At 67.5% G+C, this 25,330-nt stretch carries 22 protein-coding genes; 13 read left to right on the forward strand and 9 right to left on the reverse strand.

Going from position 1 to position 25,330, the window contains the following annotated elements; translation table 11 throughout:
- Positions 1–126: 126 nt before the first annotated feature.
- From DELCS14_RS28575 to DELCS14_RS28585, 3 genes are read left to right on the forward strand one after another with little or no spacing between them, the layout of a single operon-like run.
- Positions 127–2,610 carry a DUF3141 domain-containing protein gene (locus tag DELCS14_RS28575; protein ID WP_013804683.1) on the forward strand — a complete coding sequence of 828 codons (2,484 nt, stop codon included), beginning with the start codon at positions 127–129 and terminating at the stop codon, positions 2,608–2,610.
- A complete protein-coding gene (locus DELCS14_RS28580; RefSeq protein ID WP_013804684.1) occupies positions 2,607–4,067 on the forward strand; it encodes a bifunctional enoyl-CoA hydratase/phosphate acetyltransferase in 1,461 nt (486 codons plus the stop codon). Before DELCS14_RS28575 ends, DELCS14_RS28580 begins: the two co-directional genes overlap by 4 nt.
- Positions 4,064–5,296, forward strand: coding sequence for an acetate/propionate family kinase (locus DELCS14_RS28585; RefSeq protein ID WP_013804685.1), 1,233 nt, complete (start codon positions 4,064–4,066; stop codon positions 5,294–5,296). The genes DELCS14_RS28580 and DELCS14_RS28585 overlap by 4 nt, the downstream gene beginning before the upstream one ends.
- Here the strand turns inward: DELCS14_RS28585 and DELCS14_RS28590 are convergent.
- Together DELCS14_RS28590 and trpE are read right to left on the reverse strand one after the other, a co-directional pair.
- On the reverse strand, positions 5,293–5,643 hold the full coding sequence (locus DELCS14_RS28590) for a chorismate mutase (protein ID WP_013804686.1): 351 nt from the start codon (positions 5,641–5,643) through the stop codon (positions 5,293–5,295). The genes DELCS14_RS28585 and DELCS14_RS28590 overlap by 4 nt on opposite strands.
- Positions 5,640–7,139, reverse strand: coding sequence for an anthranilate synthase component I (gene trpE, locus DELCS14_RS28595; RefSeq protein ID WP_013804687.1), 1,500 nt, complete (start codon positions 7,137–7,139; stop codon positions 5,640–5,642). Before trpE ends, DELCS14_RS28590 begins: the two co-directional genes overlap by 4 nt.
- Positions 7,140–7,496: 357 nt before the next feature.
- On the opposite strand from trpE, the gene DELCS14_RS28600 reads away from it, so the two are divergent.
- The 4 genes from DELCS14_RS28600 to DELCS14_RS28615 all read left to right on the forward strand — a co-directional run bounded on the left by DELCS14_RS28600 (position 7,497) and on the right by DELCS14_RS28615 (position 10,416).
- Entirely contained in the window at positions 7,497–7,892 is a 396-nt protein-coding gene (locus tag DELCS14_RS28600) for a hypothetical protein (RefSeq protein ID WP_013804688.1), read from the forward strand.
- Positions 7,889–8,338 (forward strand): hypothetical protein, encoded by a 450-nt coding sequence (locus tag DELCS14_RS28605; RefSeq protein WP_012202682.1) that lies wholly within the window; start codon positions 7,889–7,891, stop codon positions 8,336–8,338. The genes DELCS14_RS28600 and DELCS14_RS28605 overlap by 4 nt, the downstream gene beginning before the upstream one ends.
- A complete protein-coding gene (locus tag DELCS14_RS28610) occupies positions 8,338–9,318 on the forward strand; it encodes a CBASS cGAMP-activated phospholipase (RefSeq protein ID WP_013804689.1) in 981 nt (326 codons plus the stop codon). The genes DELCS14_RS28605 and DELCS14_RS28610 overlap by 1 nt, the downstream gene beginning before the upstream one ends.
- A gap of 501 nt (positions 9,319–9,819) precedes the next feature.
- Positions 9,820–10,416, forward strand: a complete 597-nt coding sequence (locus DELCS14_RS28615) for a chalcone isomerase family protein (RefSeq protein WP_013804690.1) — start codon at positions 9,820–9,822, stop codon at positions 10,414–10,416.
- Here DELCS14_RS28615 and DELCS14_RS28620 read toward each other — a convergent pair.
- From DELCS14_RS28620 to DELCS14_RS28655, 7 genes are all read right to left on the reverse strand, one after another.
- Complete coding sequence (locus DELCS14_RS28620) at positions 10,391–11,806, reverse strand: ATP-binding protein (protein ID WP_013804691.1); 1,416 nt, start codon at positions 11,804–11,806, stop codon at positions 10,391–10,393. The genes DELCS14_RS28615 and DELCS14_RS28620 overlap by 26 nt on opposite strands.
- A complete protein-coding gene (locus DELCS14_RS28625; protein ID WP_013804692.1) occupies positions 11,775–12,461 on the reverse strand; it encodes a response regulator transcription factor in 687 nt (228 codons plus the stop codon). Before DELCS14_RS28625 ends, DELCS14_RS28620 begins: the two co-directional genes overlap by 32 nt.
- On the reverse strand, positions 12,439–12,939 hold the full coding sequence (locus DELCS14_RS28630) for a hypothetical protein (protein ID WP_013804693.1): 501 nt from the start codon (positions 12,937–12,939) through the stop codon (positions 12,439–12,441). The genes DELCS14_RS28625 and DELCS14_RS28630 overlap by 23 nt, the downstream gene beginning before the upstream one ends.
- A 170-nt stretch (positions 12,940–13,109) precedes the next feature.
- Positions 13,110–13,802, reverse strand: coding sequence for a hypothetical protein (locus DELCS14_RS28635; RefSeq protein ID WP_013804694.1), 693 nt, complete (start codon positions 13,800–13,802; stop codon positions 13,110–13,112).
- A gap of 243 nt (positions 13,803–14,045) precedes the next feature.
- Positions 14,046–15,341 carry a polyamine aminopropyltransferase gene (speE, locus tag DELCS14_RS28640; RefSeq protein ID WP_013804695.1) on the reverse strand — a complete coding sequence of 432 codons (1,296 nt, stop codon included), beginning with the start codon at positions 15,339–15,341 and terminating at the stop codon, positions 14,046–14,048.
- A 146-nt stretch (positions 15,342–15,487) separates the two neighbouring features.
- Positions 15,488–16,165 (reverse strand): phosphoglycolate phosphatase, encoded by a 678-nt coding sequence (locus DELCS14_RS28645; RefSeq protein WP_013804696.1) that lies wholly within the window; start codon positions 16,163–16,165, stop codon positions 15,488–15,490.
- A gap of 538 nt (positions 16,166–16,703) precedes the next feature.
- Positions 16,704–17,180, reverse strand: coding sequence for a chemotaxis protein CheW (locus DELCS14_RS28655; RefSeq protein WP_013804697.1), 477 nt, complete (start codon positions 17,178–17,180; stop codon positions 16,704–16,706).
- A gap of 333 nt (positions 17,181–17,513) precedes the next feature.
- On the opposite strand from DELCS14_RS28655, the gene DELCS14_RS28660 reads away from it, so the two are divergent.
- The 6 genes from DELCS14_RS28660 (at position 17,514) to DELCS14_RS28685 (ending at position 25,326) form a co-directional block, all read left to right on the forward strand.
- Complete coding sequence (locus DELCS14_RS28660) at positions 17,514–19,211, forward strand: methyl-accepting chemotaxis protein (protein ID WP_013804698.1); 1,698 nt, start codon at positions 17,514–17,516, stop codon at positions 19,209–19,211.
- A gap of 74 nt (positions 19,212–19,285) precedes the next feature.
- Positions 19,286–20,521 (forward strand): HD-GYP domain-containing protein, encoded by a 1,236-nt coding sequence (locus tag DELCS14_RS28665; RefSeq protein ID WP_013804699.1) that lies wholly within the window; start codon positions 19,286–19,288, stop codon positions 20,519–20,521.
- Between the two features lie 268 nt (positions 20,522–20,789).
- Positions 20,790–21,161, forward strand: a complete 372-nt coding sequence (locus tag DELCS14_RS28670; RefSeq protein ID WP_043796517.1) for a response regulator — start codon at positions 20,790–20,792, stop codon at positions 21,159–21,161.
- Entirely contained in the window at positions 21,161–21,925 is a 765-nt protein-coding gene (locus DELCS14_RS28675; protein WP_013804701.1) for an HD domain-containing phosphohydrolase, read from the forward strand. The genes DELCS14_RS28670 and DELCS14_RS28675 overlap by 1 nt, the downstream gene beginning before the upstream one ends.
- Positions 21,926–21,934: 9 nt before the next feature.
- Positions 21,935–22,774 carry an ABC transporter substrate-binding protein gene (locus DELCS14_RS28680; protein ID WP_013804702.1) on the forward strand — a complete coding sequence of 280 codons (840 nt, stop codon included), beginning with the start codon at positions 21,935–21,937 and terminating at the stop codon, positions 22,772–22,774.
- 26 nt (positions 22,775–22,800) lie between these two features.
- The gene (locus tag DELCS14_RS28685) at positions 22,801–25,326 is read left to right on the forward strand and encodes an ATP-binding protein (protein ID WP_013804703.1); all 2,526 of its coding nucleotides are present in this window, start codon (positions 22,801–22,803) and stop codon (positions 25,324–25,326) included.
- Positions 25,327–25,330: the final 4 nt, after the last annotated feature.

Here is a 25,330-nt window from a genome sequence, read left to right on the forward strand (position 1 = left end):
GAAGCCGCCACGCGGTCCCGCAGGTGCGGGGCCGCATGGGCGCGGGGCGGCCATCCGCACCCAGCCACAAGCAATCACACGCAATCTAAGAGCAGGGCATGACATGCCGGTAAAGGAGTGGGCCAGATGAACGAGAACCTGCAGAGCCACGGCACCGTGGACGTGGGAGGGATGTGGGGCGATCCGATGAAGCTGTCGCAGGCAGCCGCGCAATACGCCACCGATGCCTGGCAGCGTTCGCTGCTGTATGCCGACATCCGGCGCCAGCGTGGCAACCAGTACCGCGAGCATCTGGCCGAGGAAGTGCCCAATGTGCTGAGCTTCCGGGCCGAGATCGTGATGTCGGGCCTGGACCTGCCGCGCCCCGTCAACTACGGCCTGGCACGCATCGCGCCCATGGAGGGCACGGTCATCGACCCGGCCAAGCGCCCCTTCATCGTCGTCGATCCGCGCGCGGGCCACGGCCCCGGCATCGGCGGCTTCAAGCCCGACAGCGAGATCGGCGCCGCGCTCAAGGCCGGCCATCCCTGTTACTTCGTGGGCTTCCTGCCCGACCCCGTGCCCGGCCAGACCGTCGAGGACGTGATGCGCGCCGAGGCCCAATTCGTGCGCAAGGTCGCCGAGCTGCACCCCGAGAGCCGGGGCAAGCCCGCCGTCATCGGCAACTGCCAGGCCGGCTGGCAGATCCTCATGACGGCTGCCGTCTGGCCCGAGCTGTTCGGCCCCATCATCGTGGCCGGTGCGCCGCTGTCGTACTGGGCCGGCGACAACCCCATGCGCTACGGCGGCGGCCTCATGGGCGGCAGCTGGATGACGGCGCTGACCAGCGACCTGGGCGCGGGCCGCTTCGACGGCGCATGGCTGGTGCAGAACTTCGAGAACCTCAACCCGGCCAACACGCTGTGGGAAAAGCAGTACCAGGTCTATGCCGACGTGGACACCGAGGGGCCGCGCTACCTGGGCTTCGAGAAGTACTGGGGCGGCTATGTCTTCCTGGAAGGCCGCGAGATGCAGTACATCGTGGACAACCTGTTCATCGGCAACCGGCTGGCCACGGCCGAGCTGACGACCTCGGACGGCGTGCGCATCGACCTGCGCAACATCCGCTCGCCCATCGTGGTGTTCTGCTCGCATGGCGACAACATCACGCCGCCGGGCCAGGCCCTGGGCTGGATCACCGACCTGTACCGCGACGACGAGGACATCGCCGCCCACGACCAGACCATCGTCTTCGCCACGCATGACAGCATCGGCCACCTGGGCATCTTTGTCTCGGGCGCCGTGGGCCGCAAGGAGCACCGCGAGTTCGCGGCGCACATCGACATCATCGACCTGCTGCCCGCCGGCATCTACCGCGCCGAGATCGCCGACCGCCCGGCCGGTGTGCCGGCACAGGATCTGACCGACGACGCCTACCTGATGAAGATCCGCCGCAGCGACCTGGCCGAGGTGCGCGCCATCGTCCGGCCCGACCCCGAAAGCGAGCGCCACTTTGCCGCTGCCGCGCGCGTCTCCGAAATCAACCTGGCCCTGTACCGCAACACCGTGCAGCCCTGGGTGCAGGCACTGTCCACGCCGCTGTCTGCGCGCTGGCTGCAGGCCATGCACCCGCTGCGCGTGGGCTATGAATGCTGGTCGGACTCGCACCCGCTGGCACCCGTCGTGGCCCAGGCCGCCGAGCATGCGCGCGAGGACCGCCACCCCGTCGAGCCCGACAACCCCTTCCTGAAGGCGCAGCAGGCCATGTCGCAGGCCGTGGTACATCTGCTCGACACCTACCGCGACCAGCGCGATGCCATGCAGGCGCGGCTGTTCCACGCCATCTATGGCTCGCCCCTGGTCCAGGCCCTGGCCGGCCAGAGCCGCCAGGACGACGGCCCGCCGCGCCCGCACCCCGGCGAATCGCCCGAGCACTGCCAGTACATGCGCCAGGAGCTGGCGCGGCTGCACGAAAGCGTGGCCCAGGGCGGGCTGTACGAGGCCGTCATCCGCGCCCTGTTCCACGTGCTGCGCGCACGCGGCGAGGCCGATGAGCGCCACTTCCGCCACGCCTGGCGGCTGCTGCAGGACCACCTGGGCGGCGTGCCGCCCGACATGGCGCAGTTCCGCCGCATCGTGCGCCGCCAGGCCCTGCTGATGCAGCGCGAGCCCGACGCCGCCATGGCCGCCATCCCCCGGTTGCTGGCCGCCTCGCCCGCCGCCGACATCCGCTGGGGCATGACCACGGTGGACGAGCTGGCCAACCAGGGCGGCAACCTCAGCGATGCCGAGCACCAGCGCCTGCTGCAGGCCATGGGGCATTTCGTGCAGGCGCTGGAGGCCGCCGAGTCCAGGCAGGCGAAAGAGCCGGCCGAGCGGCACCCGGCCATCGCGCCAGCCTCGGTGGCCGAGCCTGAGCCCGCACCCGTGACGGCACCTTTGACGGCACCCGTGACAGCTCCTTCGGCAGCGCCTCTGACCGCTCCTGTTGCGGCTCCTGTGGCCGCTCCTGCTGCAGCTCCTGAACAGGCACCCGAGCCCGCACCTGTTCCCGACTCCGCGCCTGCCGCCAAGCGCCCCGCACGTGCCCAGGCCAGCCGCGCACACCCCAGCCCCCGGAAAAAGCGATGAACCTCTCCCCCGATTCCGATGCGGCCCTGCCGCCCGAAGACCTGGCCCTGCTGCGCAACCACAGCTTTGACGAGCTGGACGTGGGCGACAGCGCCAGCCTGGAACGCACGCTGAGCACCCAGGACCTGCGCCTGTTCGCCGCCCTGTCGGGCGCGGCCGTGGCCGACGGCACTGGTGCCGGTGCCGGTGCTGGCACGGTTGCCGGCGCCGACGATGACGACACGGCCCTGATCGCCCACGGCATGTGGGGCGGCATGCTGCTGGCCTCGGTGCTGGGCACGCGCCTGCCCGGCCCCGGCACCACCCTGGTCGGCCAGACGCTGCGCTTTCTGGCGCCGCTGGCCGCAGGCGACCGGCTGACCGTGCGCGTGGAGGTGCTGGCCAAGCAGGCCGAGCAGCGCCAGGTGACGCTGGCCGTGGCCTGCACCAACCAGCATGGCGCCGCCGTGATCGAGGGCCAGGCCACCGTGCATGCGCCTGCGCGCCACATCGAGCGCCAGCGCACCAGCCTGCCCGAGATCCGCCTGGAAGCCGGTGGACGCGACGGCCTGCAGCGCCTGCTGGCCCATGTGGCCGGCCTGCCGCCCATCCGCGTGGCCGTGGTCCATCCCTGCGACGAGCCCAGCCTCTCGGCCGCGCTGGACGCGCGCCGCGAAGGCCTGATCGACCCCGTGCTGGTGGCCCCGCGCGCGCGGCTGGAGGCCGTGGCGGCCGAGCACGGGCTGGACCTGGGCGGCCTGCGCATCGAGGACGTGCCGCACAGCCACGCCGCCGCCACGCGCGGCGCCGAGCTGGCCGCCTGCGGCGAGGTCGAGGCCATCATGAAAGGCAGCCTGCACACGGACGAGCTCATGGCCGAGGTGGTGGCCGCCGCCGCCGGCCTGCGCACCAAGCGCCGCGTCAGCCACTGCTTCGTGCTGCAGACGCCGCACTACCCGCGCCCCTTCATCGTCACCGATGCGGCCATCAACCTCGCGCCCGACCTGCAGCAAAAGGCCGACATCGTGCGCAACGCCATCGCCCTGGCCCATGCCATCGGCGTGCCCGAGCCCAAGGTCGCCATACTGGCCGCCGTGGAGACCGTGAGCCCGCACATGCCGGCCACGCTGGACGCCGCCGCGCTGTGCAAGATGGCCGACCGGGGCCAGATCGAAGGCGGCGTGCTCGACGGGCCGCTGGCCTTCGACAACGCCGTGTCCATGGCCGCCGCGCGCACCAAGGGCATCGATTCGCCCGTGGCGGGCCAGGCCGACATCCTGGTCGTGCCCGACCTGGAAAGCGGCAACATGCTGGCCAAGCAGCTCATGTACATGGGCGAGGCGGCCAGCGCCGGCATCGTCATGGGCGCCAAGGTGCCCGTGATCCTGACCAGCCGCGCCGACAGCCGCGCCTCGCGCATCGCCTCCTGCGCCATTGCCCTGCTGCTGGCCCACCGCTACCGGAACTCCCCGCCATGATCCCTGCCCACACCGCCTCCCCTGCCACCCGCGAACTGGTCGTGGTGCTCAACTGCGGCTCGTCCAGCATCAAGTTCGCCGTCTTCGACGGTGCCCAGCGCCCGCTGCCGCGCAAGCCGCTGTGGAACGGCAAGGTCCAGGGCATAGGCGGGCCCGCGCCCGACTTCGGCGAGAGCGGCGTGCCGCCCTTTGCCATCGCCCTGGATGCCGCCCACCCCTACCGCGCCGCGCTGCAGCTGATCCGCGAGCGCATCACCGCGCGCCTGGCGCAGCTGGACGGCGCCCGCGTGGCCGCCGTCGCCCACCGCGTGGTGCACGGCGGCAGCCGCTACTTCGAGCCCGTGCGCGTCGATGCCGGCGTGCTGGCCGACCTCAAGGCCTTCATCCCGCTGGCGCCGCTGCACCAGCCCTTTGCGCTGGAGGCCATGGACATCCTGCTGCGCGAGCGGCCCGAACTGGTGCAGGTGGCCTGCTTCGACACCGCCTTCCACCACACGCTGCCCAAGGTCGAGCAACTGCTGCCCCTGCCGCATGCGGCCTGGGAACGCGGGCTGCGCCGCTACGGCTTCCACGGCCTGTCCTACGAATACATGGCCACCGCCCTGCCCGAGCGCCATGGCGACCTGGCGCGCGGGCGCACCCTGGTGGCCCACCTGGGCAGCGGTGCCAGCCTGTGCGCCATGCAGGGCCTGCAAAGCGTGGCCACGACCATGGGCTTCTCGGCGCTGGACGGCCTGATGATGGGCACGCGCACCGGCGCGCTGGACCCCGGCGCCGTGATCTACCTGATGGAAATCGAAAAGCTCAGCCTGCAGGAAGTGGGCCGCATCCTGTACCACGAGTCCGGCCTGCTGGGCGTCTCGGGCACCTCGTCCGAGCCGCGCGTGCTGCTGCCGCTGGAGTCAGGCGACGATGCCCAGGCCGAGCGTGCGCGCGATGCGCTGGCCCTGTACGTGCGGCGCGTCGTGCGCGAGATCGGCGCCCTGGTCGCCGTGCTGGGCGGCCTGGACCTGCTGGTGTTCACCGCAGGCGTGGGCGAGCACAGCGCCGAGATACGGCGGCGCGTGTGCGAGGGCCTGGGTTTTCTGGGCCTGCGGCTGGACGCCGAGGCCAATGCGCGCGATGCGGCCGTGATCTCGGCCACCGGCAGCGCCGTCACCGTGGGCGTGGAGCCCACGAACGAGGAATGGGTGGCAGCGCGCCATGCGCTGCGCTGGCTGCCGGGCTAGGAACGATCGTCCTGCGCACCGCCCTCGCGCAGCCGCACGAACTCGCGGTGCTCGTAGGCAATGCATTCCTCCATGAGGTGGCGGTACACCGCCTCCATCATGTCGGGCTGGCCGCCCTCGGCGGCCGTGCGCTCGCGCACGCGGCGCACGATGGCCTCGATGCGGCCCTCGTCGCGCACCTGGGCCGCATCGGCCTTGATGCGCGCGGCCTGCTGCATGTAGCCCATGCGCGTGACCAGCAGCGGCACCAGCACATCGTCCAGCGCATCCACATTGCGGCGCACATCCAGCATGTCGGTGCAGTGCTGCACCAGGTCGATGGCCTGCTTGGCGCGGTCCGTGCTCATTCCAGTCCTTCCTCCACCAGCTCGGCCGCGCGCATCAGTGCGCGCGCCTTGTGCTCGGTCTCTTTCCATTCCATCTCGGGCACGGAATCGGCCACCACGCCGGCGGCGGCCTGCACGTAGAGCGTGCCGTCCTTGATCACGCCCGTGCGGATGGCAATGGCCAGGTCCATGTCGCCCGCAAAGCTCAGGTAGCCGCAGGCGCCGCCGTAGATGCCGCGCTTGGTGGGCTCCAGCTGGTCGATGACCTCCATGGCATGCACCTTGGGCGCGCCCGTCAGCGTGCCGGCCGGGAAGGTGGCCTTGAACACGTCCATGTTGTCCATGCCGTCGCGCAGAATGCCCTCCACGTTGCTGACGATGTGCATGACGTGGCTGTAGCGCTCCACGGCAAAGGCCTCGGTCACCTTCACGCTGCCCGTCTTGGCGATGCGGCCGATGTCGTTGCGCGCCAGGTCGATCAGCATCACGTGCTCGGCGCGTTCCTTGGGGTCGGCCACCAGCTCCTTTTCGGTGGCCTTGTCGGCCTCGGGCGTGGCGCCGCGTGGGCGCGTGCCGGCCAGCGGGCGGATGGTGACCTTCTGGCCCTCGTCCGTGTTCTCCTGGCGCACCAGGATCTCGGGGCTGGCGCCCACCACATGGAAATCGCCCAGGTGGTAGTAGTACATGTAGGGGCTGGGATTGAGCGAACGCAGCGCGCGGTACAGGCTCAAGGGGCTGGCCGTGAAGCGCTTGTGGATGCGCTGGCCCACCTGCACCTGCATGAAGTCGCCCGCGGCGATCAGCTCCTTGGCCTTCTCCACGGCCGCCAGGTAGTCTTCCTTGGCAAAGCTGCGCTGGGCCGGGTGGCTCTCGCCGGCCTTGATCTGCGGCGCGCTGACCGAGTAGCGCAGCAGATCCTTCAGCTGCCGCAGCCGCTTCTTGGCGCGCGTATAGGCCTCGCTCTCGCCGGGGTTGGCATAGACGATCAGGTACAGCTTGCCCGACAGGTTGTCGATCACCGCCACTTCCTCGCACTGCAGCAGCAGGATGTCGGGGCAGTTGAGCGTATCGGGCGGGCAGGAATCTTCCAGCTTCTTCTCGATGTAGCGCACGGCGTCGTAGCCGAAGTAGCCGGCCAGCCCGCCGCAAAAACGCGGCAGCCCCGGACGCAGTGCCACCTTGAAGCGCTTTTGGTAGGCAGCGATGAAATCCAGCGGATTGCCCTTGGCCGTCTCCACCACCTGGCCATCGGTCACCACCTCGGTGCATGCCGCATCGCCGAAGCCGCTGGCGCGCAGCAGCGTGCGTGCAGGCAGGCCGATGAAGCTGTAGCGCCCGAAGCGCTCGCCGCCCACCACGGACTCCAGCAAAAAGCTGTGCTTGCCGTCACCGCCCGCATGGGCCAGCTTGAGGTAGAGGGACAGGGGGGTTTCGAGGTCCGCAAACGCCTCGACCATCAGAGGGATGCGGTTGTAGCCCTGCGCAGCAAGGCTCTTGAATTCGAGTTCGGTGATCACGGGGGAAGGCTCCGGATTGCGTGGCGCTGGCAGACCTGGTGTGGGTGCGGGCTGCGTATGGATTGCGCCGATTCATTCGATTGGCCCGTAGGGCCTCGGGTGCACGCCGGGTCGCGCCCCGGGTGCTTCAGCTGTTCAGTTGGACAGGCTTGCGCCAGGGCCAGGCTCCCCGGTCTCCACAACCTGCAATGAACATGCGATGAATGAACATAGCGGGCAAGTGTAGCGCAGACGCGGCTGGGTACAAGTGCGGACCGGCGCCTTGCGGGGGCGCCGCAGGGGCCTGCCATGGCCACAATTGACACCCTGGTCAGCCTGACCAACAATGGCAGCACAACCTGACCAGAAAGGTCGACCATGCCGTCCCATTTCTCTGCCCGCACCGACGCTGCCTTGCCCGAGGGCGAACGCGACCCGCTGAACCGCGCCCTGCGGGACCTGAGCCACCAGGTCGGCTCGGCCATGCCGCGCAACACCACGCCCATGCCGATCTCGGTCTTCAAGGCGCAGTACGGCGCGGTGCTCAAACAGGCCGACCACGACGGGGTGGCCCTCATCTCCCAGGGCCGCAAGCGCTACGTGATCGTCAGCGAGGAGCACATGGTGGCCCTGTCCGCCAACGAGCGCGCCCCCCGCACGGTGGCCGACATCTGCCGGTCCCTGCCGCTGCCGCGCCAGGCCGTGGATCTGTCCGCTGCGCAGATGTCCGGGGCGCGCGGCGATATCGACGTACCCGCCCGGCGCGCGCCATGAGCCGCTACCTGCTGGGCCCCCGCTGCCTGCTGTGGATGGCGAACCAGGAGCCCGCGACCCTGGAGTGGTTCTCCACCATCCGGCCTCTGGACTGCATCGTCAGCGACCTGTCCATGGCCATCGCCAAGGCGGCCGTGGCCGAGGCATTCCACGACCTGCGTGACCGCAACGAATGGTTCTCCCTGCTCGATGCGCTGTATGCCAACCTGCGCGCCGAAGGCGCCTCCATGCTGACCAGCGTGGACAACAAGGTGCTGGAGCGCTTCATCGAATGGCGCAACTTCGCGCCGCTGGACAGCCAGGGCCCGCGGGGCACGGCGCCCCTGGCGCAGGACCTGCGGCTGCTCATCGCCACGGCCGACCTGCTCAAGGTCTGCTACACCGAACCCGCCAACCTCTACCTGACGCAGGCCGCCGCCCGGGGCGTTGCCGTGCACGCGCTGTGATGGACTTCGACGTACCGCCCCTGTCCAGCGCGGTGCGCCAGGGCCTGCGCCGGCGCCGGGTCGTCCTGAGCCTGTCGGGCGGCGGCTATCGCGGCCTCTTCAGCGCCCATGTCCTGGAGCGCATCCACCGCGAATTCGGCAACGGCGACCTGCTGGAGAAAGTGGACCTGTTCGCCGGCACCTCCATCGGCGCCATCATCGCCACCGCCCTGGCCAGCGGCTGCCAGCCCGCGCGCATCAAGCAACTGCTGCTGGACCATGGCCCCGCCATCTTTCCCTCCAAATGGCTGCCCGGCCTGCGCCAGGCCATGGGCAAGGCGCTCTATGACAGCGCCCCGCTGCGCGCAGCGATCAAGGAGGCCATGCCGCAAGCGGAGCAGTCCGCCCTGGGGCAACTGCAGGTGCCGCTGCTGCTGCCCGCCGTGAACTGGAATTCATCGCAGCTGCACGTGCTGGCCAGCGGCGCCCTGCCCGACAGGGACCGGCTGGGCCTGACGCTGATGGACGCCATGCTGGCCTCATCGGCCGCCCCCACCTACTTTCCCGCGCACGCCGCAGCAGGCCATGTCTTCGTGGACGGCGGACTCGCCGCCAACGCGCCCGACCTGCTGGCCCTGCAGGCCGCCCGCCAGCTCTGGGGGCCGGCCGCCGACATCGTGATGATCAGCATAGGCACCGCCAACCCCCAGCAGGGCCAGGACCCCGTGGCCATGCCCCGGCGCGGGCTGACCCTGGTCAAGCCCCTGCTGGACCTGGTCATGGCCGCCCAGGAGGTCCAGGCCGTCAAGGCGGCCCGCCAGGAACTGGGCACCAGCAGCTACCTGCGCCTGAACTTCACGCAGCCCGCAGCCCAGCAAAAGCGCCTGGGCCTGGACATCGCCAACGCCGACAGCACCCGGCTGCTGCAGGCCCTCGGCGACGAATGCATCGCCGCCCTCACGGAGCAGGAAAAGACGCTGCTGAAGAACGTCCTGGGCTGAAACGCCCAAGGCTTCTCGCCCACCCGGCCGAGCGCAGCGAAGGCCCGGGCAAACTCCCCGTATGTCAGCGCCTGCGCCGTGGCGGTTGCGGGGTTGCAGCCCTGCCGAAGGACAGGACTGCTTCGTCATCTGACTCGCCGTGATTGTTTGAACGTAGCGCGCAGCGCGAAGTGAGTTTCACGGCGAACCCCGCAACCGCCACGGCGCAGGTTGCCCCGCAGCGCAGCGAAGGGGTCGCGGACATTCGGGTCGTCTTTCTTTTGCCTCCTTTTCTTTGACGAATCAAAGAAAAGGAGGTCGGCCGCCGGGCCGAAACCCGGCCTCGAAAAGAAACGCCCCGACAGGGGCTTACAAAGAGAACCAGCGCGGAAACGCCGCCAAAGCAGCGCCATCCACCGGCCCGCGAAAACCCTGTTGCCACCCCTCTCCAATCCCCACAACATCTCGCCCGGACGTAACAAACCGCAACCGGGCCACAGCCCGCCCCCCGCAGGAGACACCATGACCGCCTTGCCCCGCTGGATGAAGACAGCCGCCCTGGCCATGGCGCTGGCGATGCCGCTGGCCGCCACTGCCCAGGAGCCGCCGCGCACCGTCGCGGGCGTGGCCTATCCCGCCCAGGCCGGGGTGGGCGGCCAGACGCTGCAGCTCAATGGCGCGGGCATTCGCTACAAGGCCATCTTCAAGGTCTACACGGCGGGCCTGTACCTGGAAAAGCCGGCCGCCAGCCTGCAGGAAATCGCGGCCCTGCCCGGCCCCAAGCGCGTGAGCGTGACCATGCTGCGCGAGATCGATTCGGCCGAGCTGGGCAAGCTGTTCGCGCGCGGCATCGAGGACAACATGGAGCGCGCGCGCTTCTCGCGCCTGGTGCCCGGCGTGCTGCGCATGAGCGACATCTTCACGCAGCACAAGAAGCTGCTGCCGGGCGAGAACTTCTCGGTGGACTGGGTGCCGGGCCAGGGTGCCCAGGTCTTCGTCAAGGGCCAGGCCCAGGGCGCGCCCTTCCAGGAGCCCGAGTTCTTCCAGGCGCTGCTGGGCATCTGGCTGGGCCCGCACCCGGCCGACGACCAGCTCAAGAAGGCATTGCTGGGCGGTTGAACGGCTGCGCGGGCTCCTGCACCGGCCCGGCAAAGCGCGCCTGGATCTCCAGCCCCGTGGCACCGGGCAGGGCCGTGAGCGTCCAGCCGTGGGCGCGCGCAATCTCCAGGCAGATGGGCAGGCCCAGGCCTGCGCCCAGGTCGCGCCGCTCGCTGCTGCGCCAAAAGCGCTCGAAGATGCGCGGCAGGTCCTCGGGCGGCACGCCACGGCCCTGGTCCAGCACCGAAAAGCCCAGGCCGCAGGCCTTCACGGTGACGGTGGCGCCCTGCGGGCTGTGCTGCACGGCGTTCTCGATCAGGTTCTTGAGCAGCACGAAGAGCGCGCCCCGGTCGGCACGCCAGGCAGGCGAGCCGTCCTTGACCTCGCAGTGGATGTGCACGCCGCATTTTTCGGAGGCGCGGGCCATGAAGTCGCAGACCTCGCCAATGATGTCGGCCGGCGCAATGTCTTCCATGCGGTAGCGCTGGTGTTCGCAGACCTCGGCCAGGTGCAGCAGCTGCTGGACCTGGCGCGCCATGTGGTCCACGTCCTTGAGCAGCTCGGGGCTGCGGCGGTCCTCGGGCTCCAGTTCGATCTGCACGCGCATCAGGGCCAGCGGCGTCTTGAGCTCATGCGCGGCCATGGACAGGAATTCCTGCTGGTTCCTGAAGCCGGCCTGCAGCCGGTCCAGCACATGGTTGAAGGCCTCGACCAGGGGCGCGAACTCGCGCGGCAGGTCCTTGGGCTGCAGGCGCGTGCCCAGCGTCTGCGGGGTGATGCGCTGCGCATCCTGCGCGGCCACGCCCAGCGGCCTGAGCATGCGCTGCAGCGTGCGGTGCGTGGAGAACAGGAACACGACCAGGAAGACCACGCCGATGGCCACCATGCCCCGCCACAGCGCGGGCAGGCCCACCGATTCGCGCAGCCAGTCCACCATGCGGTCGCTGACGGCTATCTGCACGTGCCACGTCGTGCCGTCGTGGACCAGCGTGGCCGTGCCCGCGCGCATGACCACGCCGCCGCGCTCGTAGGCAAAGGCCTTGAGCTCGGGGTCGAAGCCCTGGCCGGTCTGCGTCAGCGGCTGCATTTCGCCGTTGGGGGCGAAGACCACGCGGCCGCGGGCGTCGGTGATGCGCAGCTGCATTTCCTCGCCCAGGCTGGTCAGCATCCAGGCCTTGAGTTCACGCTCGCTGAAACCCTGGGGCACGCCCTTGGCATCGAAGCTCACCCACTCGGCCAGCTTTTCGGCCGCATGCCCCATGCCGCGCTGCAGCGCATAGCTGTCGAAAGGCTTGGCGACGAGGATCACCAGCGCGCCGACCAGCAGCGCGCTGAACACCATGCTCAACCCATAGACGGCCAGCAGCCGCGAGCGCAGGCTACCGGGCCAGCAAAGGTTCGCGAAGCGCATAGCCCTGACCCCGGATGTTGACGATTTCCATGCACGAGCCGGCCGCGGCCAGCTTGCGGCGCAGCCGGTGCAGGGCCACATCGAGGGCGTTGGGCGTGACCACGCTGCTCATGCCCCAGGCCGCCGCCTCCAGCGTGGAGCGGCGCACCGTGGCGCCGGCCTTGCGCACCAGGCTGAGCATGATCTGCAGCTCCGCCGGCGGCAGCGCGATGGCCGAGCCCGCGCAGTGCATGCAGGCCTGCTGCGGGCTGATGCTGATGTCGCCCAGCTGCGGCGCCAGCTCCTGCACCAGAGCCGGGCGGCGCAGCAGGGCGCGCACGCGGGCGATCAGTTCTTCCATGGGAAAGGGCTTGGTCAGGTAGTCGTCGGCACCGGCCTCCAGGCCGCCCACGCGGTCGCTGAGCGCGTCACGGGCCGTGAGCATCAGGCAGGGGGTGGAGCGGCCTGCGGCGCGCAGGCGCTGCACCAGTTGCAGGCCGTCGCCATCGGGCAGGCCGCGGTCGATGACGATGACGCCGTAGTCGATGTCCTGCAGGGCCAGCCAGGCCGTGGAGATCTGGTGGAAGACGTCGGTCTCTATGCCGGAGTTGGCCAGCGAGCGGCTGACCAGCGTAGCCAGCCTGGCATGGTCCTCAATTAATGCGATGCGATTCATGGTTTCCGTCGTTGCCGCACAGGGACAGCAAATGCTCCCTGATCCCGGTGATGCGCTGCGGCGCCATGGGCTCGACCAGCACATGGATGACCCACAGGTCCTCGACCATGGCGCGGCATTGCAGGGCAATGTCCTCGGACACCAGATCGTCGGCGCAGGCCGCGTCCACGAAATCAAACCATATGTTCTGGAATCTTGCGCGGGTCAGCAACTGTGCGGCCGTCTTCTGGCCGCGCTGGCGGGACAGGGCATGCTCGCAGACGCAGCGGATATAGGCGCGCAGGTGGCGTGCGGGGCCTGGGGGCTCCTCGGCCAGCGCCTGCAGCAGGTCCTCGCGGAACTTGAGGATGACCAGCTCGAAGATCGTCTCCAGCCGCACTGCACGGTGCTGGCTGCATTCTTGGAAGCGCGAACCCAGGGAATACGCCTGGCCCGCCGCCTGGATACCTATCACGTCCTGGTAGATGGAGGCTTGCATTGCGATGGCACGTTCTGTCGTTTCAGGCTCCGTCGGTCCGCCGCGAGAGCGGCAAACCTGCGGGGAAAACGGCCATGCTCCCCGATTGCGTCTTACTGGCGACTTACCGGCCCCTGAATCTGCCCCATTACACCGGGAATATGCAGGCGGCCGGTTTGATCAATATTGGCTCAAATATCTTCCTGCCAGCCAGCAACATACCTGACCAGCGCCCACTGTGCCAGCCACAGTGCCATATAGCCAAAGGTCTCCACCAGTTCCTCCAGCACGATCACCTGATAATCAAACCATTGCTGCAGGACAATGAAGCCATGACCTTCCGCATTGGTGGATATCACCATGGCCGCGACAAATATCGCCAGGCTGAATATCGGCAGCGCGTTCTCGCGCACCAGGCGCTTGATGACCTTGTTCCAGACACCGTGGCGCACAAACCAATAGCAGCACAGCAGCAGCATGGCACCCACCACCCATTTGACGGCGGGCCGGTACCACAGCACCTGGGAGCTGATCACCGGCCCCCACTTGCCAGCCTCCAGGCTGGGCAGGAAAGCCGCGCCCCAGGCCAGTTCACGCCCCAGAAAGGCCAGCCAGAACAGGGAGGCGATCCACCACAGTGGCGCTGCAAAGGAGCCCTTTTGCCGCCGCGCCGCAACCAGGGCCGCCACCATGCCCAGCAGCAGGGTCACGGCCTGGATATTCTCCAGGAATCCATTTTCCCAGCTCAGGCTTTGCGGCAATACAAAGCTCAGGGGAAAGCTCAATATCAGTCCCGCCAACAAAGCCCAATTCCAAAGCCGCAGCAAGGAATCATCATGGTATTTGGACGCGGATATTCTTGTTTTTGAAAGGGAAGCAGTCATTTTGATACAGGGCGTCTGGCGCTTTATCTGTTGATATGGTTTTTGCAAGCACGCAATATCCCGGAATACTTACCAGGAAGCCGGAAAAATGGCGGGCGCACGGGCCTTCCCGCCGTTTTTCATTACAGCAGACTTGCCACCAGATTGCAGCACTGTGTCAAATTTGCCCTGCCGGGCGCGCAGTTGCCACCGCAGCCCGGCCAGGGCGGGCCGGGCGCGGCCCGTTGCCCGAACGGGCTGGGCTCAGGCGACGCGGACCGCGCGCGGGGGCAGCGCCGCCAGGGGCGCGGGCTGCACCAGGTCGCGGTAATAGTTGGGCAGCGCGAACAGTGCGGGGTGCACTTCGGCGTTGTAGTAGCGCAGGTCGGGCAGGCGGCGCTCGGCCAGGCGCTGGCGCAGCTGGGCGGGGGGCAGCGCCGCCGCATCCAGCGTGTCGGAGGCCACGGCCAGGCCCCAGTAGGCGCCGTACAGGGGGATGTAGAGGCCGTAGCAGCGCACGATGGCAAAGCGCTCGCGCAGGCTGGCCACCAGCCGCGCCACCTGCTCGCCATGGAAGACGGGACTGCCCAGGTGCAGCACCAGGGCGCCGCCCGGCGCCAGCACGCGCTTCATGCGCGCCAGGGCCTGGTCGGAGTACAGCGCGCTGGCAGGCGTGTCGGGGTCGGTGAGGTCCATGAGCGCGAGGTCGAAGCGTTCTTCGGTGCGCTCCACCATGGCCATGCCGTCGCCTATGCGCAGCTGCAGGCGCGGGTCATCGAACACGCCCCGGTGCACCTGCTGCAGGTGCGTGCGCGCAGCCTGGACCACGGCCTCGTCCAGCTCGGCCACCACCACCTGCTCCATGGACGGGTGCTTGAGCAGCTCCTCGGCCGCGCCGCCATCACCACCGCCCAGGATCAGCGCCTTACGCGGCGCCGGGTGGGCCAGGGCAGCGGGGTGGACCAGGGCCTCGTGGTAGAAGAATTCCTCGCCTTCGGAGGTCATGAAGCGCCCGTCCAGGCGCAGCACCTTGCCGAACTGCGGCGTATGCAGCAGCTCCAGCTCCTGATGGGGCGTCTGCACGGTTTCGCGCCGCGTGGCGCGCCAGCCAAAGCGCGCATGGGGCGTGAGCGCCTCCAGCGCCCAATCGCCCTCATCGGCCGCCGCCTCGTCCTTGGCGCCGGGGCCGATGTCGCCGCGCATGAGTTGCTGGCGCACGACGCGGCCCGGCGCGTAGGCGGCGATCACGCCCTCCATCAGCGCGCGGGCCTTGCCCGAGTTGTCGGCGGAGAAATTGCAGACGTAGACATCGACGGTGACGCAGCCGGTCTCGGGCCAGGTGTGTATGGCCAGATGCGATTCGGCCAGCAGCACGGTGCCGGTGACGCCGCCGGGCTGGCCCTGGTAGTCCGGGAACTTGACCCAGCGGTCCTCCACCAGGGTCAGGCCGGCCTGCGCGGTCTGTGCGCGGCACAGGGCGGCAATGGCATCGGCGTCGAGCATGTGGCGCGCGTCGCCCTGGCATTGGTAGAGATCGGCGGTCAGGTGCAGTCCGTGCATGTGGCGTGCTTCCTCCTTGTCTGTGGCCGGATCGCGGCCAGGATGGCAAAGCAGACGACTCTAGCAAAAACATAAATCGCACCGTCAAAGTGCGTTAACCATCGCCAAATCCCATTCTTTTTCCAAAAAACCTGGAACTGTGCAAATCAGGCCAGTTCGGTCAGCGCATCGACAAAGCCATCGGCATCGACCTGGCGCACGGGCTGGCCGTGGTTGTAGCCGTAGCTGACCAGCACCACGGGGCAGCCCGCGGCGCGCGCGGCCTGGGCGTCGTTGCTGGAGTCGCCCAGCATCAGCGTGCGCGCGGGGGAGGTGCCCAGGGCCTCGCAGGTCTTGAGCAGGGGCAGCGGGTCGGGCTTCTTGCGCTCGAAGGAGTCCCCGCCGAAGACCTGCTCGAACAGCGGCGCCAGGCCTTTTTGTGCCAGCAGCGGCTGTGCGAAGGACAGCGGCTTGTTGGTCAGGCAGGCCAGCCGCAGGCCGCGCGCGCGCAGGGCCTGCAGGCCTTCGAGCACGCCCGGATAGACCTCGGCGAACTGGCCGTTGAGCTGCAGGTAGTGGTGCTCGTAGCGCTGCCAGGCCTGGCCGTAGATGGCATCCACATCGGCCGCGCCCACATGGGCCAGCACCGATCGGATCAGGTGCTCCGAGCCCTTGCCCACCATGTTCTCGATGGCCTGCGGGGCGATGGCCGGCAGTTGCAGGTCCGCCAGCATGCGGTTGAGGGCTTCGGCGAAGTCGCCCAGGGTGTTGACCATGGTGCCGTCGAGATCAACGATGGCGGCGTCCAGTTGCTGTGGGTTCAACGGAATGAGGTTTGAAATCATGAAATGGGGGTGTCGAAAGCCGGGGGCTGCCTGCGCAGGAACAGCGTTGAAAATATCAGAACTTGCGCGGGCCCTGGGACTTGGGCCTTGCGTCCCCTGGCAGCCCCTGCATGGCCGTGGCCCCGTATCCCGGTGTGCCGCGATGCGGTCCGACGAGCGCCAGGGCCGCACGCAAGGGGGAGGTTGATCAGAACGACACCCAGTCGTCCCGCTCCTGCGCTTGCTTGTGCACGGTCTGCACGGGCTGCACGGCGCGGGCAGCCTGGCGTACGGGGAGCGCCGCTGTCGCGGGTGCCGGCTTGCGCGCCCGCACCGTCGGTTGCGGGAGCGGTGGGGTTGAGGAAAGCTGCGCCGCATGGCCTCCCAGCTGGAAGATCGACACGGCCTGCACCAGCTGCTGTGCCTGGAGCTCGGTCAGCCAGGCCTTGACGTCGGCGTGTGCTGAGGTGAGAGCGCCTTTCTCCGCCTCCAGGTCTGCGGGCGATATGAAAATTTGCGGTGTACGAGCGGGAGAGCGGGACGTGCCGGAGCAAATTGCTCAGTTCGCAGCGCAGTCCGGCAGGGCTGCCGTGGCCGTCGCCAGGAGCTTGTCGGCATCGATCAGCAGCAGCGAGCGCTCATTGAGCACGCCCATGGCCAGCAGGCAGTCATTGACCAGGCCCCCGCCCATGGCGGGCACGGCGCGCAGGTCCTGCGGCATGAGCGTCACCACGTCGGTGACCCCCTCCACCACCATGCCCGTCACTCCGCCGGGCAGGCGCAACATGATGGTCACGGTGCAGGCGTCGTACGGCTTGGGCGCAAGGCCCAGCCTGAGCCGCAGATCGATGACGGGAATGACGTCTCCGCGCAGTTCCAGCACGCCGTTGAAGTAGGCAGGGCCGTTGGCAATGCGCATGGGCGACTCGTAGGACCGGATCTCCTGCACTTGCAGCAGATCGATGCCGAACTCCTCATCGTCCACGCGGAAGGAGAGCCATTGCTTGGTGGTGTCGGTCTTCAGTGCATGCGGCATCTTTATCACTCCAATCAAATTTATTTGATGAATTTGATAGAAATTTAACAGAGAGCAAAGAGCAGCACAACCGGTTGTTACATTTCTGGTGGGGCTGGTGCCTCGCCGCGCGGCCAGCCGGAACGCGTCGCCAAGCGCTGCTGGACTGTGGTGACGGCTCATCCAGAGAGGTAGAGGACTGCGTGATGGCTCGGGCGCAGCGCATCCCGGAGCAATGGCCCAGTGGAACAAAATTGATAAATTCAATCGCTCAAGATGGGCGCAAGCTTGGTAAATTATCAAATAAATCATATTGATCAAAAATTACCAACCGCATCCCAGGAGCCCCCCACCATGTTCCTCCGCCTTCTGTCCATCCGCACACGGCTCATCGTTGCCTTCACCCTGCTCCTGCTGCTGCTGAGCACGGTGGCGGCCATCGGCTCCCTGCAGATCGCCCGGGTCCAGTTCAATGCCAACGACCTGGGCACCAACTGGCTGCCTTCCACCAATGTGCTGGCCTCGATCCGGGCCACGGCCAATGAAGCCCGCCGCGCCACCCTTCGCCATGTGATTGAGGAGTCTGTACTGGGCAAGCAGGCTCAGGAGGAGGCACTGGCGAAGGCCGAGAAAGCCCTTGAGTCGGAGTTCTCCACCTACGAAAAGCTCATTTCCTCCCCAGAGGAAAAGAAGCTGTACGACAAGATGCGCGTAATTTGGGCCGCCGTCGTACTGGAGGATAGGAAGGTGCTGGAGCTGTCCAAGGCCGGGCCGGAGCAGTCGGCCCAGGCGCGTGGCCAAGCCACGGGATCTGCGACCCAGGTCTTCACCGAGTTCATGGACATCGTGGGCCAGGACATCGCGCTGAACCAGGAAGGCGGGCGCAAGGCCACCGAGCAGGCCGAGAAGGACTACCACCTGGCGCTGTACCTGCTCGGCGGCCTGGCCGCCCTGGCAGTGGTCTTGGGCACCGTGCTGGCCTGGGCGATCACGCGCTCGATCACCGAGCCCCTGCGCATGGCGGTCTCGGTGGTGGACACCGTGGCGCACGGCGACCTCACGGCCAACATCGTGGTGCAGGGCAGGGACGAGCCAGCCCAGTTGCTCTCCGCCATGAGCAGCATGAACGACAAGCTGCGTGAAATCATGGGCCGTGTACGCCAGAGCAGCGACTCCATTGCCACGGGATCGAGCGAGATCGCCTCTGGCAGCCTGGACCTGAGCCAGCGCACCGAGCAGCAGGCCAGCAACCTTGAGGAAACGGCTGCCTCGATGGAGGAACTCACGGCCACGGTGCGCACGAATGCAGACACGGCACAGCAGGCCAACAAGGTGGCCTCGGCCGCCTCGGCCTCCGCTGTCGAGGGGGGCAAGTCCGTGGCCCTGGTGGTGCATACCATGCAGGACATCTCGGAGGCCTCGCGCAAGATTGCCGAGATCACGAACGTCATCGACGCCATTGCCTTCCAGACCAATATCCTGGCGCTCAACGCGGCCGTGGAGGCCGCGCGGGCCGGCGAGCAGGGCCGGGGCTTCGCGGTGGTCGCCAGCGAGGTGCGCGCGCTGGCCCAGCGCTCGGGCACGGCGGCCAAGGAGATCAAGGAGCTGATCGGCGCCAACCTGCAAAAGGTCGAGCAGGGCACCGAGGTGGCGACCCGGGCCGGCGAGCAGATGGGCCGCATCGTGGAGCAGGTGCGCAGCGTGGACACCATGATCAGCGAGATCTCCAGCGCATCGGCCGAGCAGGCGGTGGGCATCCGTCAGGTCGGCGAGGCGGTGAGCCAGCTGGACCAGATGACGCAGCAAAACGCGGCGCTGGTCGAGCAAAGCTCGGCCGCTGCAGGCAGCCTGGAGCAGCAGGCCGCCGCCCTGGCGCAGATCGTCTCCACCTTCAAGATGCATCCCGAGCACGGCGCAAGCCAGCCTGGCGGGCCGCGCGCCGCGACCGCCCAGGCCATGGCCCCCAGGCAAGCGCAGCCCTCCAGGCCGCAACGCCTGTCGCCTGTCCGTGCGCAGCCGCAGGTCAAGGATGAGGAATGGGCGGCCTTCTGACCTGGATTCGTACAGAAGCAGGCAAAAGGCGGCAAGATGGTGCATCCAAGTGAACCGTTGCGGGGTCCGAGTTCATGATCAAGCGCATCAGCGTGCGCCAGTTGCGGCTGGGCATGTTTCTGGAAAGCCTCTGCGGCAGCTGGATGGAACACCCGTTCTGGCGCAGCCGCTTCAAGCTGGAAGACCCTGCCGACCTGGCGAGGATCCTGCAGTCCCCCATTCAGGAAGTGTGGATCGATACCGCCAAGGGCCTGGATGTTGCGCAAGGCGGGCCGTCTTTCACCCGCGAGCAGGTGGACACCGTGATCGACGCCCAACTGTCCGAGATCTCTCAACTGGCCGAGCTGGAGTGCGAGCTGCGGCCCGTTGCCTTCGAGGAGGAGGTGAAGCGGGCCGCCCACATCTGCCACCAGTCCAGGCAGGCGATCACCGCCATGTTCCGCGAGGTGCGCATGGGCAGGGAGATCAACCAGGACGAGGCCCGCTCCGTGGTCGCCGAGGTGTCCGATTCGATCATCCGCAATCCCAGCGCCATGATCAGCATCGCCAGGCTCAAGACCAGCGACGACTACACCTACATGCACTCGGTGGCGGTCTGCGCCCTGATGATCGTGCTGGCACGCCAACTCGACCTGCCACCGCAGCAGGTGCGCGAGGCGGGCTATGCGGGCCTGCTGCACGATATCGGAAAGATGGCGATCCCCGCCCCCATCCTGAACAAGCCGGGGCGCCTGACCGACAGGGAGTTTGCCGAGGTCCGTGAGCATCCGGCGCGAGGCCTGGAGTTGCTCAAGGCCGGTGGCGTCGATGACCCGGTCGTGCTGGACGTCTGCCTTCACCACCACGAGAAGGTGGATGGCACGGGCTACCCCCACAGGCTGCGCGGCGAGGACATCAGCCTGTTCGCGAAGATGGGCGCGGTCTGCGATGTCTACGACGCCATCACCTCGGACCGCCCCTACAAGCGCGGCTGGGATCCTGCGGAGGCGGTGCACAAGATGGCCGAATGGAGTGCCGGCCACTTCGACAAGACCGTTTTCCAGGCCTTCGTCAAAAGCATAGGCATCTATCCGGTGGGCTCCCTGGTGCGGCTGACCACGGGCAGGCTGGGGGTGGTCATCGACCCTGGCCGCCAGTCCCTGACCTGTCCGCAGGTCAAGGTGTTCTATTCCACGGCCAGCGGCATGCGGATGGCACCGGAGACCGTTGACTTGGCCCGGCCTGGGTGCACGGAGAAGATCGTCAGCCGGGAAGACCCTGCGAAATGGGGCTTCACCGACCTCGATGCACTGTGGAAGGACGAGGCCTAGGAACGGGCCCTGCGCACAGGCGCAGCGGCAGGTCTGCAACGAACCTGCCTCAGGGCTGCCACCTGCCCGGCTGGCGGCTCAGTTGCGCCTTCTGCCGCCCCAAGCGTTTTGCCTGCCTGCGACTTGTCGCGATCGTGCATGGGTCGCGCCCATCGGAGCACCTTGCCCGGCACGGATCTGATAGAAAAATTCAATAAAATTTGATGAAATTGATATTTATGATTCACATGTCGGATCAAATTTCCGTTTCGGCATGAAAGATCTCCCCATGCAAAAAATACTCATCGTCGAAGACCATGCAGACATCCGCAAGCTGCTGCGCATGACGCTGGAACTCCGTGACTTCGAAGTCGTAGAGGCTTGTGACGGCGATGAAGCCTGGACGATGGCCCAGAGGCTCAGGCCCGACATCGTCCTGCTCGACATCATGATGCCGGGCACCATCAATGGCCTGGAGGTTTGCAGCCGCATCAAGAGCTCCTACGAGCTGCTGCATACGCTGGTCATCCTGCTGACGGCCCGGGGCGGCGCCGAAGACCGCAAGGCGGGCATCCTCGCCGGAGCCGACGAATACCTGGTCAAGCCCTTCAGCACATTGAAGCTGCTGGAGACGATCGAAAGCCTGCAGAGGATCGCCTGATGGCCCAGTACCAGACCGGCACCCCGAGGGAGCCATCGCGACGTTTCGATCCTGCGGCCGTGGAGCAGATGGAGCTGCTCATCCAGGACTTCGGCCGCATGTACCGCGAGCGCAACGATCTTCTCAAGGAAGTGACACGTGCCCACCACGAGACCCTGCTGCGCCTGGCCATGGCCGCGGAGTTCAAGGACGACGACACGGGCTCGCACATCGTCCGCATCGGCTACCTGTCGGAGGCCCTGGCCCTGCGCCTGGGCTGCCGCATCGAATTCGCCAGCCTGCTGCGCAAGGCGGCCCCGATGCATGACATAGGCAAGGTCGGCATTCCGGACACCATCCTCAAGAAGGAGGGCCCCCTGGGTCCCGAGGAGCGCCTCGTCATGAACCGGCATGCCGAGATCGGCGCACGCCTGCTGGGCCAGTCACGCATCCCCTTGTTCCAGATGGCCGCCGAGATCGCCGCAAGCCACCACGAACGCTTCGACGGCAAGGGCTATCCGCAGGGATTGGCAGGCGAAGAAATCCCGCTGTCGGCTCGTATCACGTCCATCGTCGATATCTTCGACGCGCTCACCATGGACCGGGTGTACCGGCCGGCGTTCGGGCTGGAGCAGGCCCTGGAGATGATCGCGGCGGAACGGGGCAAGGCCCTGGATCCCGGAATCGTCGACGCTTTCATGGACAACATCGAAGAGCTCGATGCGCTGCGCCTGGCGCTGACCCGGCAGGCTCCGTCCTTCACCGAACTGATCGACACACCCTGAAAGCCCGCCATGCGCCCATCATCGACCTGTTTCGGCGCACCGCCTCAGCGGCGCGTGCTGGCCCGTCTGGCAGCCGCTGCCGGATTGCTGCTGTGTCTGGTGCCATGGTCCGGCTCTGCCGCAGCTGGCGAGGTGCTGGAGCGGATTGCATCCACGGGCGCCCTGCGTGTGTGCATATGGCCAGACTACTACGGCATCACGTTCCGTGACGCGCGCACAGGCAGGCTGACGGGCATCGATGCGGAGCTCTCCGTGGAGCTGGCCAAGGACCTGGGCGTGCGGGTGCAGTATGTGGACTCCTCCTTTCCCAGGCTGATACCTGACCTGCTGGAGTCGCGCTGCGATGTCGCCATGTTCGCCGTGGGCATCTTTGCCCAGCGCCAAAAGCAGTTGCGCTTCACGCAGCCGTATCTGAGCAGCGACATCTACGGTGTGACCACCAAGAGCAATCAGACCGTGCAATCCTGGGCGGACATCGACCAGCCTGGCGTGCAGGTCGCCGTGCAGCGCGGCACCTTCATGGAGCCCGTGATGCGCGAGACGCTCAGGCACGCGCGCCTCGTGCCCATCGAGCCACCCCAGAGCCGGGAAAAGGAACTCATGGCGGGGCGCGTGGACGTGTTCATGACCGACTACCCCTATAGCCGCAGGCTGCTCGACAGCTCCGACTGGGCCCGGCTGATCGCCCCGCCCAAGCCGTTTCATGTAATTCCATACGGCTACGCGACCAGTCCGGCCGACACCCAGTGGCTCGCTCGCCTGGACCAGTTCGTCTCCGACATCCGGCGCGACGGCCGGCTGGCCCGGGCGGCGCGCAACAACGGCCTGACCGCGATCGTTGCCCCCTGACCCTCCTTGCGCAGGAGCCCATCACCATGCCGCACAGAGCCGCCATGCATCGCTTCCTGGGGGCCAGGCGCAGCGCCCACATCAAAGCCTGGATCCTGAGCTTTGCGCTGTGCGTGCTGGCGGGGCTTGTGCTCTTCATCTGGGGCCAACTGCACACCAAGGCCGAGCAAAGCAGATCCCAGGCCGCACTGCTCAGCCGTGTACTGGAAGATCAGACCGGCAAGACCTTCGAGACCGGCGATGTCGCCCTGGCGAGCCTGGCCCACAATCCGGTCATCCTGTCCGCCGACAGCCCGCGCGCCGCGCGCGAGGCGGCCATGGCGCAAGTGGTCGCCCAACTGCCGGTTCTGCGCAGCATGGCGCTGCTCGATGGCCAGGGCCACATCCTGGCGAGCACGCAGGCGGGCGAAGCCGGCCTGCAGATCGAGGTGCAGCAGTTGCTGCCGGACAATGCATCGGCTCCGCTCCTGGGCAAGGTGCAACTGGGACGCCTTGTCAGCGGCCGCAGCCTCTCTTCCCTGACATTGGCCCCGCATGCAATACCGCGGGGCGTCCACTACCTGCCCCAGATCCTGGCCTTCGAAAACGACAGCGGCGCACCCGCCGTGCTGGTGGGCCTGGTCAATCCCGATGCCGTGGCCAACTTCTACCAGGCCACGCTGGAAACCCTCAGCTACGAGGCGGTGCTGCTGAGCTACGACGGCCAACCGCTGGCCAGCACGAACGCAGGCGGGGGCGTACAAACGGCCTCTGCACGCAAGACCCCCATCTTCCAGAAATGGCTGCCAGGCAGCGAATTCGGCTCCTACATTGGCGCCGGCCTGCTCGGCCCCCATGAGATCGTGTCCTTTCGCACGGTCCGCAACTGGCCCCTGCTGCTGGTGGTGGAGGAGCCCTACGCGGCGGTGATCGCGCGCTGGCGTGACGATGCCTTCGCCTTCTTCGTTGCAGGACTTGCGCTTCTTGCCCTGGTGCTGGGCCTGAGCGCGTCGGTGCTCAAGACCCGCAGGGTGCAGAAGTCGGCCCAGCAGGCCATGGAAAAGGCCCAGGCGCGCATAGCCCGCAGCGAGCATGAGATGGCCGTGCTCATGCGCAGCGTGCAGGAGCTGATCTTCCGCACCGACAGCCACGGCCGGCTGACCTTCGTGAACGCCCGCTGGGAGCAGTGGACCGGGCAGCCCAGCGCCGAGGCGGTAGGGCAGCCGCTGGAGGGCATCGTGCATGAAGCCTGCAGGCCCCAGATCCAGGCACTGCTCGACCCCCAGGCCAAGCTGGCCCTGCGCAACTGCCAGGCGCGCTTTCGCCTTCCCGACGAAAGGGAAATACTCTGCGACATCGCCGTGGTTCCCCTGCTGCGCGAGGGCCGGCTGGTGGGCTTTGCCGGCAGCGCCGTGGACGTGACCGCCCGCTGGAAGGCCCAGCAGGAGCTGCAGACCCAGCTGGCCTTCCAGCACCTGCTGTTCGAGACCACGCCCCTGCCCATGCTGGTCACGAACGCGGGCCAGCGCGTGGCCCTGGTGAACAAGGCCTGGGAAGACTTCTTTGGCAGGTGCCGCTACGCCGTGCTTGGCCATGAAGTCGAGGGCCTGCACTCTGGCGACCATGACCTGCTGCAGATGCACGGCAATGAGGATGTGATGCGTTCAGGCCAGCCCATGGTGCTGGAGGCCCGGCTGCCCCATGTGGACGGCAGCTACCGCGACGTGCAGATCTCCAAGGCGGCAGTCAAGGATGCCCAGGGCCGGATCACCGGCGTGCTCAGCATTTTTGTGGACGTGAGCGAATTCCGCGCGGCCGAGCATGCCATCCACGAAGCCCGCGACGCGGCCGAAGAGGCCTTCCGCGTGAAATCGGAATTCGTGGCCAACATGAGCCACGAGCTGCGCACCCCGCTGCAGTCCATCATGGGCTTTGCCGAGCTGGGCGGCCTGCGCTCTCTCGGCAATGCCGCGATGGCAGACATGTTCAACGACATCCATGCAGCCGGCCAGCGCATGCTGGCCCTGGTCAACGACCTGCTGGATGTCGCCAAGCTGGAAAGCGCCGTGGGAACCATCCACCTGGAACGCACCGACCTCAGAAGCCTGATACGGCCCGTGGTCCGCGAGCTGGAGCCGCAGCAGCAGCACAAGCTCATCGACCTGCGGCTGGAGCTCGACGACACGCCGCTGATCGCCAAGGCCGACCCCGTGCGCTTTCAGCAGGTGGTGCGCAATGTGCTGGCCAATGCCATCAAGTTCTCGCCCATCGGCGGGCGCATCGATGTGCAGGGCCGCATCGACGGACAGGGCGATATCTGCATTGCCGTCTCCGACCAGGGGCCGGGCATTCCGCCGCAGGAACTGGACAAGATCTTCCAGCCCTTCGTGCAGTCCAGCAAGACCAAGGACGGCTCGGGCGGCACGGGCCTGGGCCTGGCCATCTGCCGCAAGATCATCGACACCATGGACGGCACCGTCGTCGCCAGCAACGGCCCCGCAGGAGGGGCCCTGTTCTGCATCACCTTGCCCACCCGCAATGCCATGGAAACCCGTCCAGCCGAGTTGACATAGCCGG

Origin of the sequence: Delftia sp. Cs1-4 (assembly GCF_000214395.1) — a bacterium.
In the GTDB taxonomy this organism is placed as follows: Bacteria; Pseudomonadota; Gammaproteobacteria; order Burkholderiales; family Burkholderiaceae_C; genus Comamonas; species Comamonas acidovorans.

Coding starts and splice junctions, on each gene's coding strand:
- DELCS14_RS28575 (WP_013804683.1), top strand. CDS start 127: ATGAACGAGAACCTGCAGAGCCACGGCACCGTGGACGTGGGAGGGATG.
- DELCS14_RS28580 (WP_013804684.1), top strand. CDS start 2,607: ATGAACCTCTCCCCCGATTCCGATGCGGCCCTGCCGCCCGAAGACCTG.
- DELCS14_RS28585 (WP_013804685.1), top strand. CDS start 4,064: ATGATCCCTGCCCACACCGCCTCCCCTGCCACCCGCGAACTGGTCGTG.
- DELCS14_RS28590 (WP_013804686.1), bottom strand. CDS start 5,643: ATGAGCACGGACCGCGCCAAGCAGGCCATCGACCTGGTGCAGCACTGC.
- DELCS14_RS28600 (WP_013804688.1), top strand. CDS start 7,497: ATGCCGTCCCATTTCTCTGCCCGCACCGACGCTGCCTTGCCCGAGGGC.
- DELCS14_RS28605 (WP_012202682.1), top strand. CDS start 7,889: ATGAGCCGCTACCTGCTGGGCCCCCGCTGCCTGCTGTGGATGGCGAAC.
- DELCS14_RS28610 (WP_013804689.1), top strand. CDS start 8,338: ATGGACTTCGACGTACCGCCCCTGTCCAGCGCGGTGCGCCAGGGCCTG.
- DELCS14_RS28615 (WP_013804690.1), top strand. CDS start 9,820: ATGACCGCCTTGCCCCGCTGGATGAAGACAGCCGCCCTGGCCATGGCG.
- DELCS14_RS28620 (WP_013804691.1), bottom strand. CDS start 11,806: ATGCGCTTCGCGAACCTTTGCTGGCCCGGTAGCCTGCGCTCGCGGCTG.
- DELCS14_RS28625 (WP_013804692.1), bottom strand. CDS start 12,461: ATGAATCGCATCGCATTAATTGAGGACCATGCCAGGCTGGCTACGCTG.
- DELCS14_RS28630 (WP_013804693.1), bottom strand. CDS start 12,939: ATGCAAGCCTCCATCTACCAGGACGTGATAGGTATCCAGGCGGCGGGC.
- DELCS14_RS28635 (WP_013804694.1), bottom strand. CDS start 13,802: ATGACTGCTTCCCTTTCAAAAACAAGAATATCCGCGTCCAAATACCAT.
- speE (WP_013804695.1), bottom strand. CDS start 15,341: ATGCACGGACTGCACCTGACCGCCGATCTCTACCAATGCCAGGGCGAC.
- DELCS14_RS28645 (WP_013804696.1), bottom strand. CDS start 16,165: ATGATTTCAAACCTCATTCCGTTGAACCCACAGCAACTGGACGCCGCC.
- DELCS14_RS28655 (WP_013804697.1), bottom strand. CDS start 17,180: ATGCCGCATGCACTGAAGACCGACACCACCAAGCAATGGCTCTCCTTC.
- DELCS14_RS28660 (WP_013804698.1), top strand. CDS start 17,514: ATGTTCCTCCGCCTTCTGTCCATCCGCACACGGCTCATCGTTGCCTTC.
- DELCS14_RS28665 (WP_013804699.1), top strand. CDS start 19,286: ATGATCAAGCGCATCAGCGTGCGCCAGTTGCGGCTGGGCATGTTTCTG.
- DELCS14_RS28670 (WP_043796517.1), top strand. CDS start 20,790: ATGCAAAAAATACTCATCGTCGAAGACCATGCAGACATCCGCAAGCTG.
- DELCS14_RS28675 (WP_013804701.1), top strand. CDS start 21,161: ATGGCCCAGTACCAGACCGGCACCCCGAGGGAGCCATCGCGACGTTTC.
- DELCS14_RS28680 (WP_013804702.1), top strand. CDS start 21,935: ATGCGCCCATCATCGACCTGTTTCGGCGCACCGCCTCAGCGGCGCGTG.
- DELCS14_RS28685 (WP_013804703.1), top strand. CDS start 22,801: ATGCCGCACAGAGCCGCCATGCATCGCTTCCTGGGGGCCAGGCGCAGC.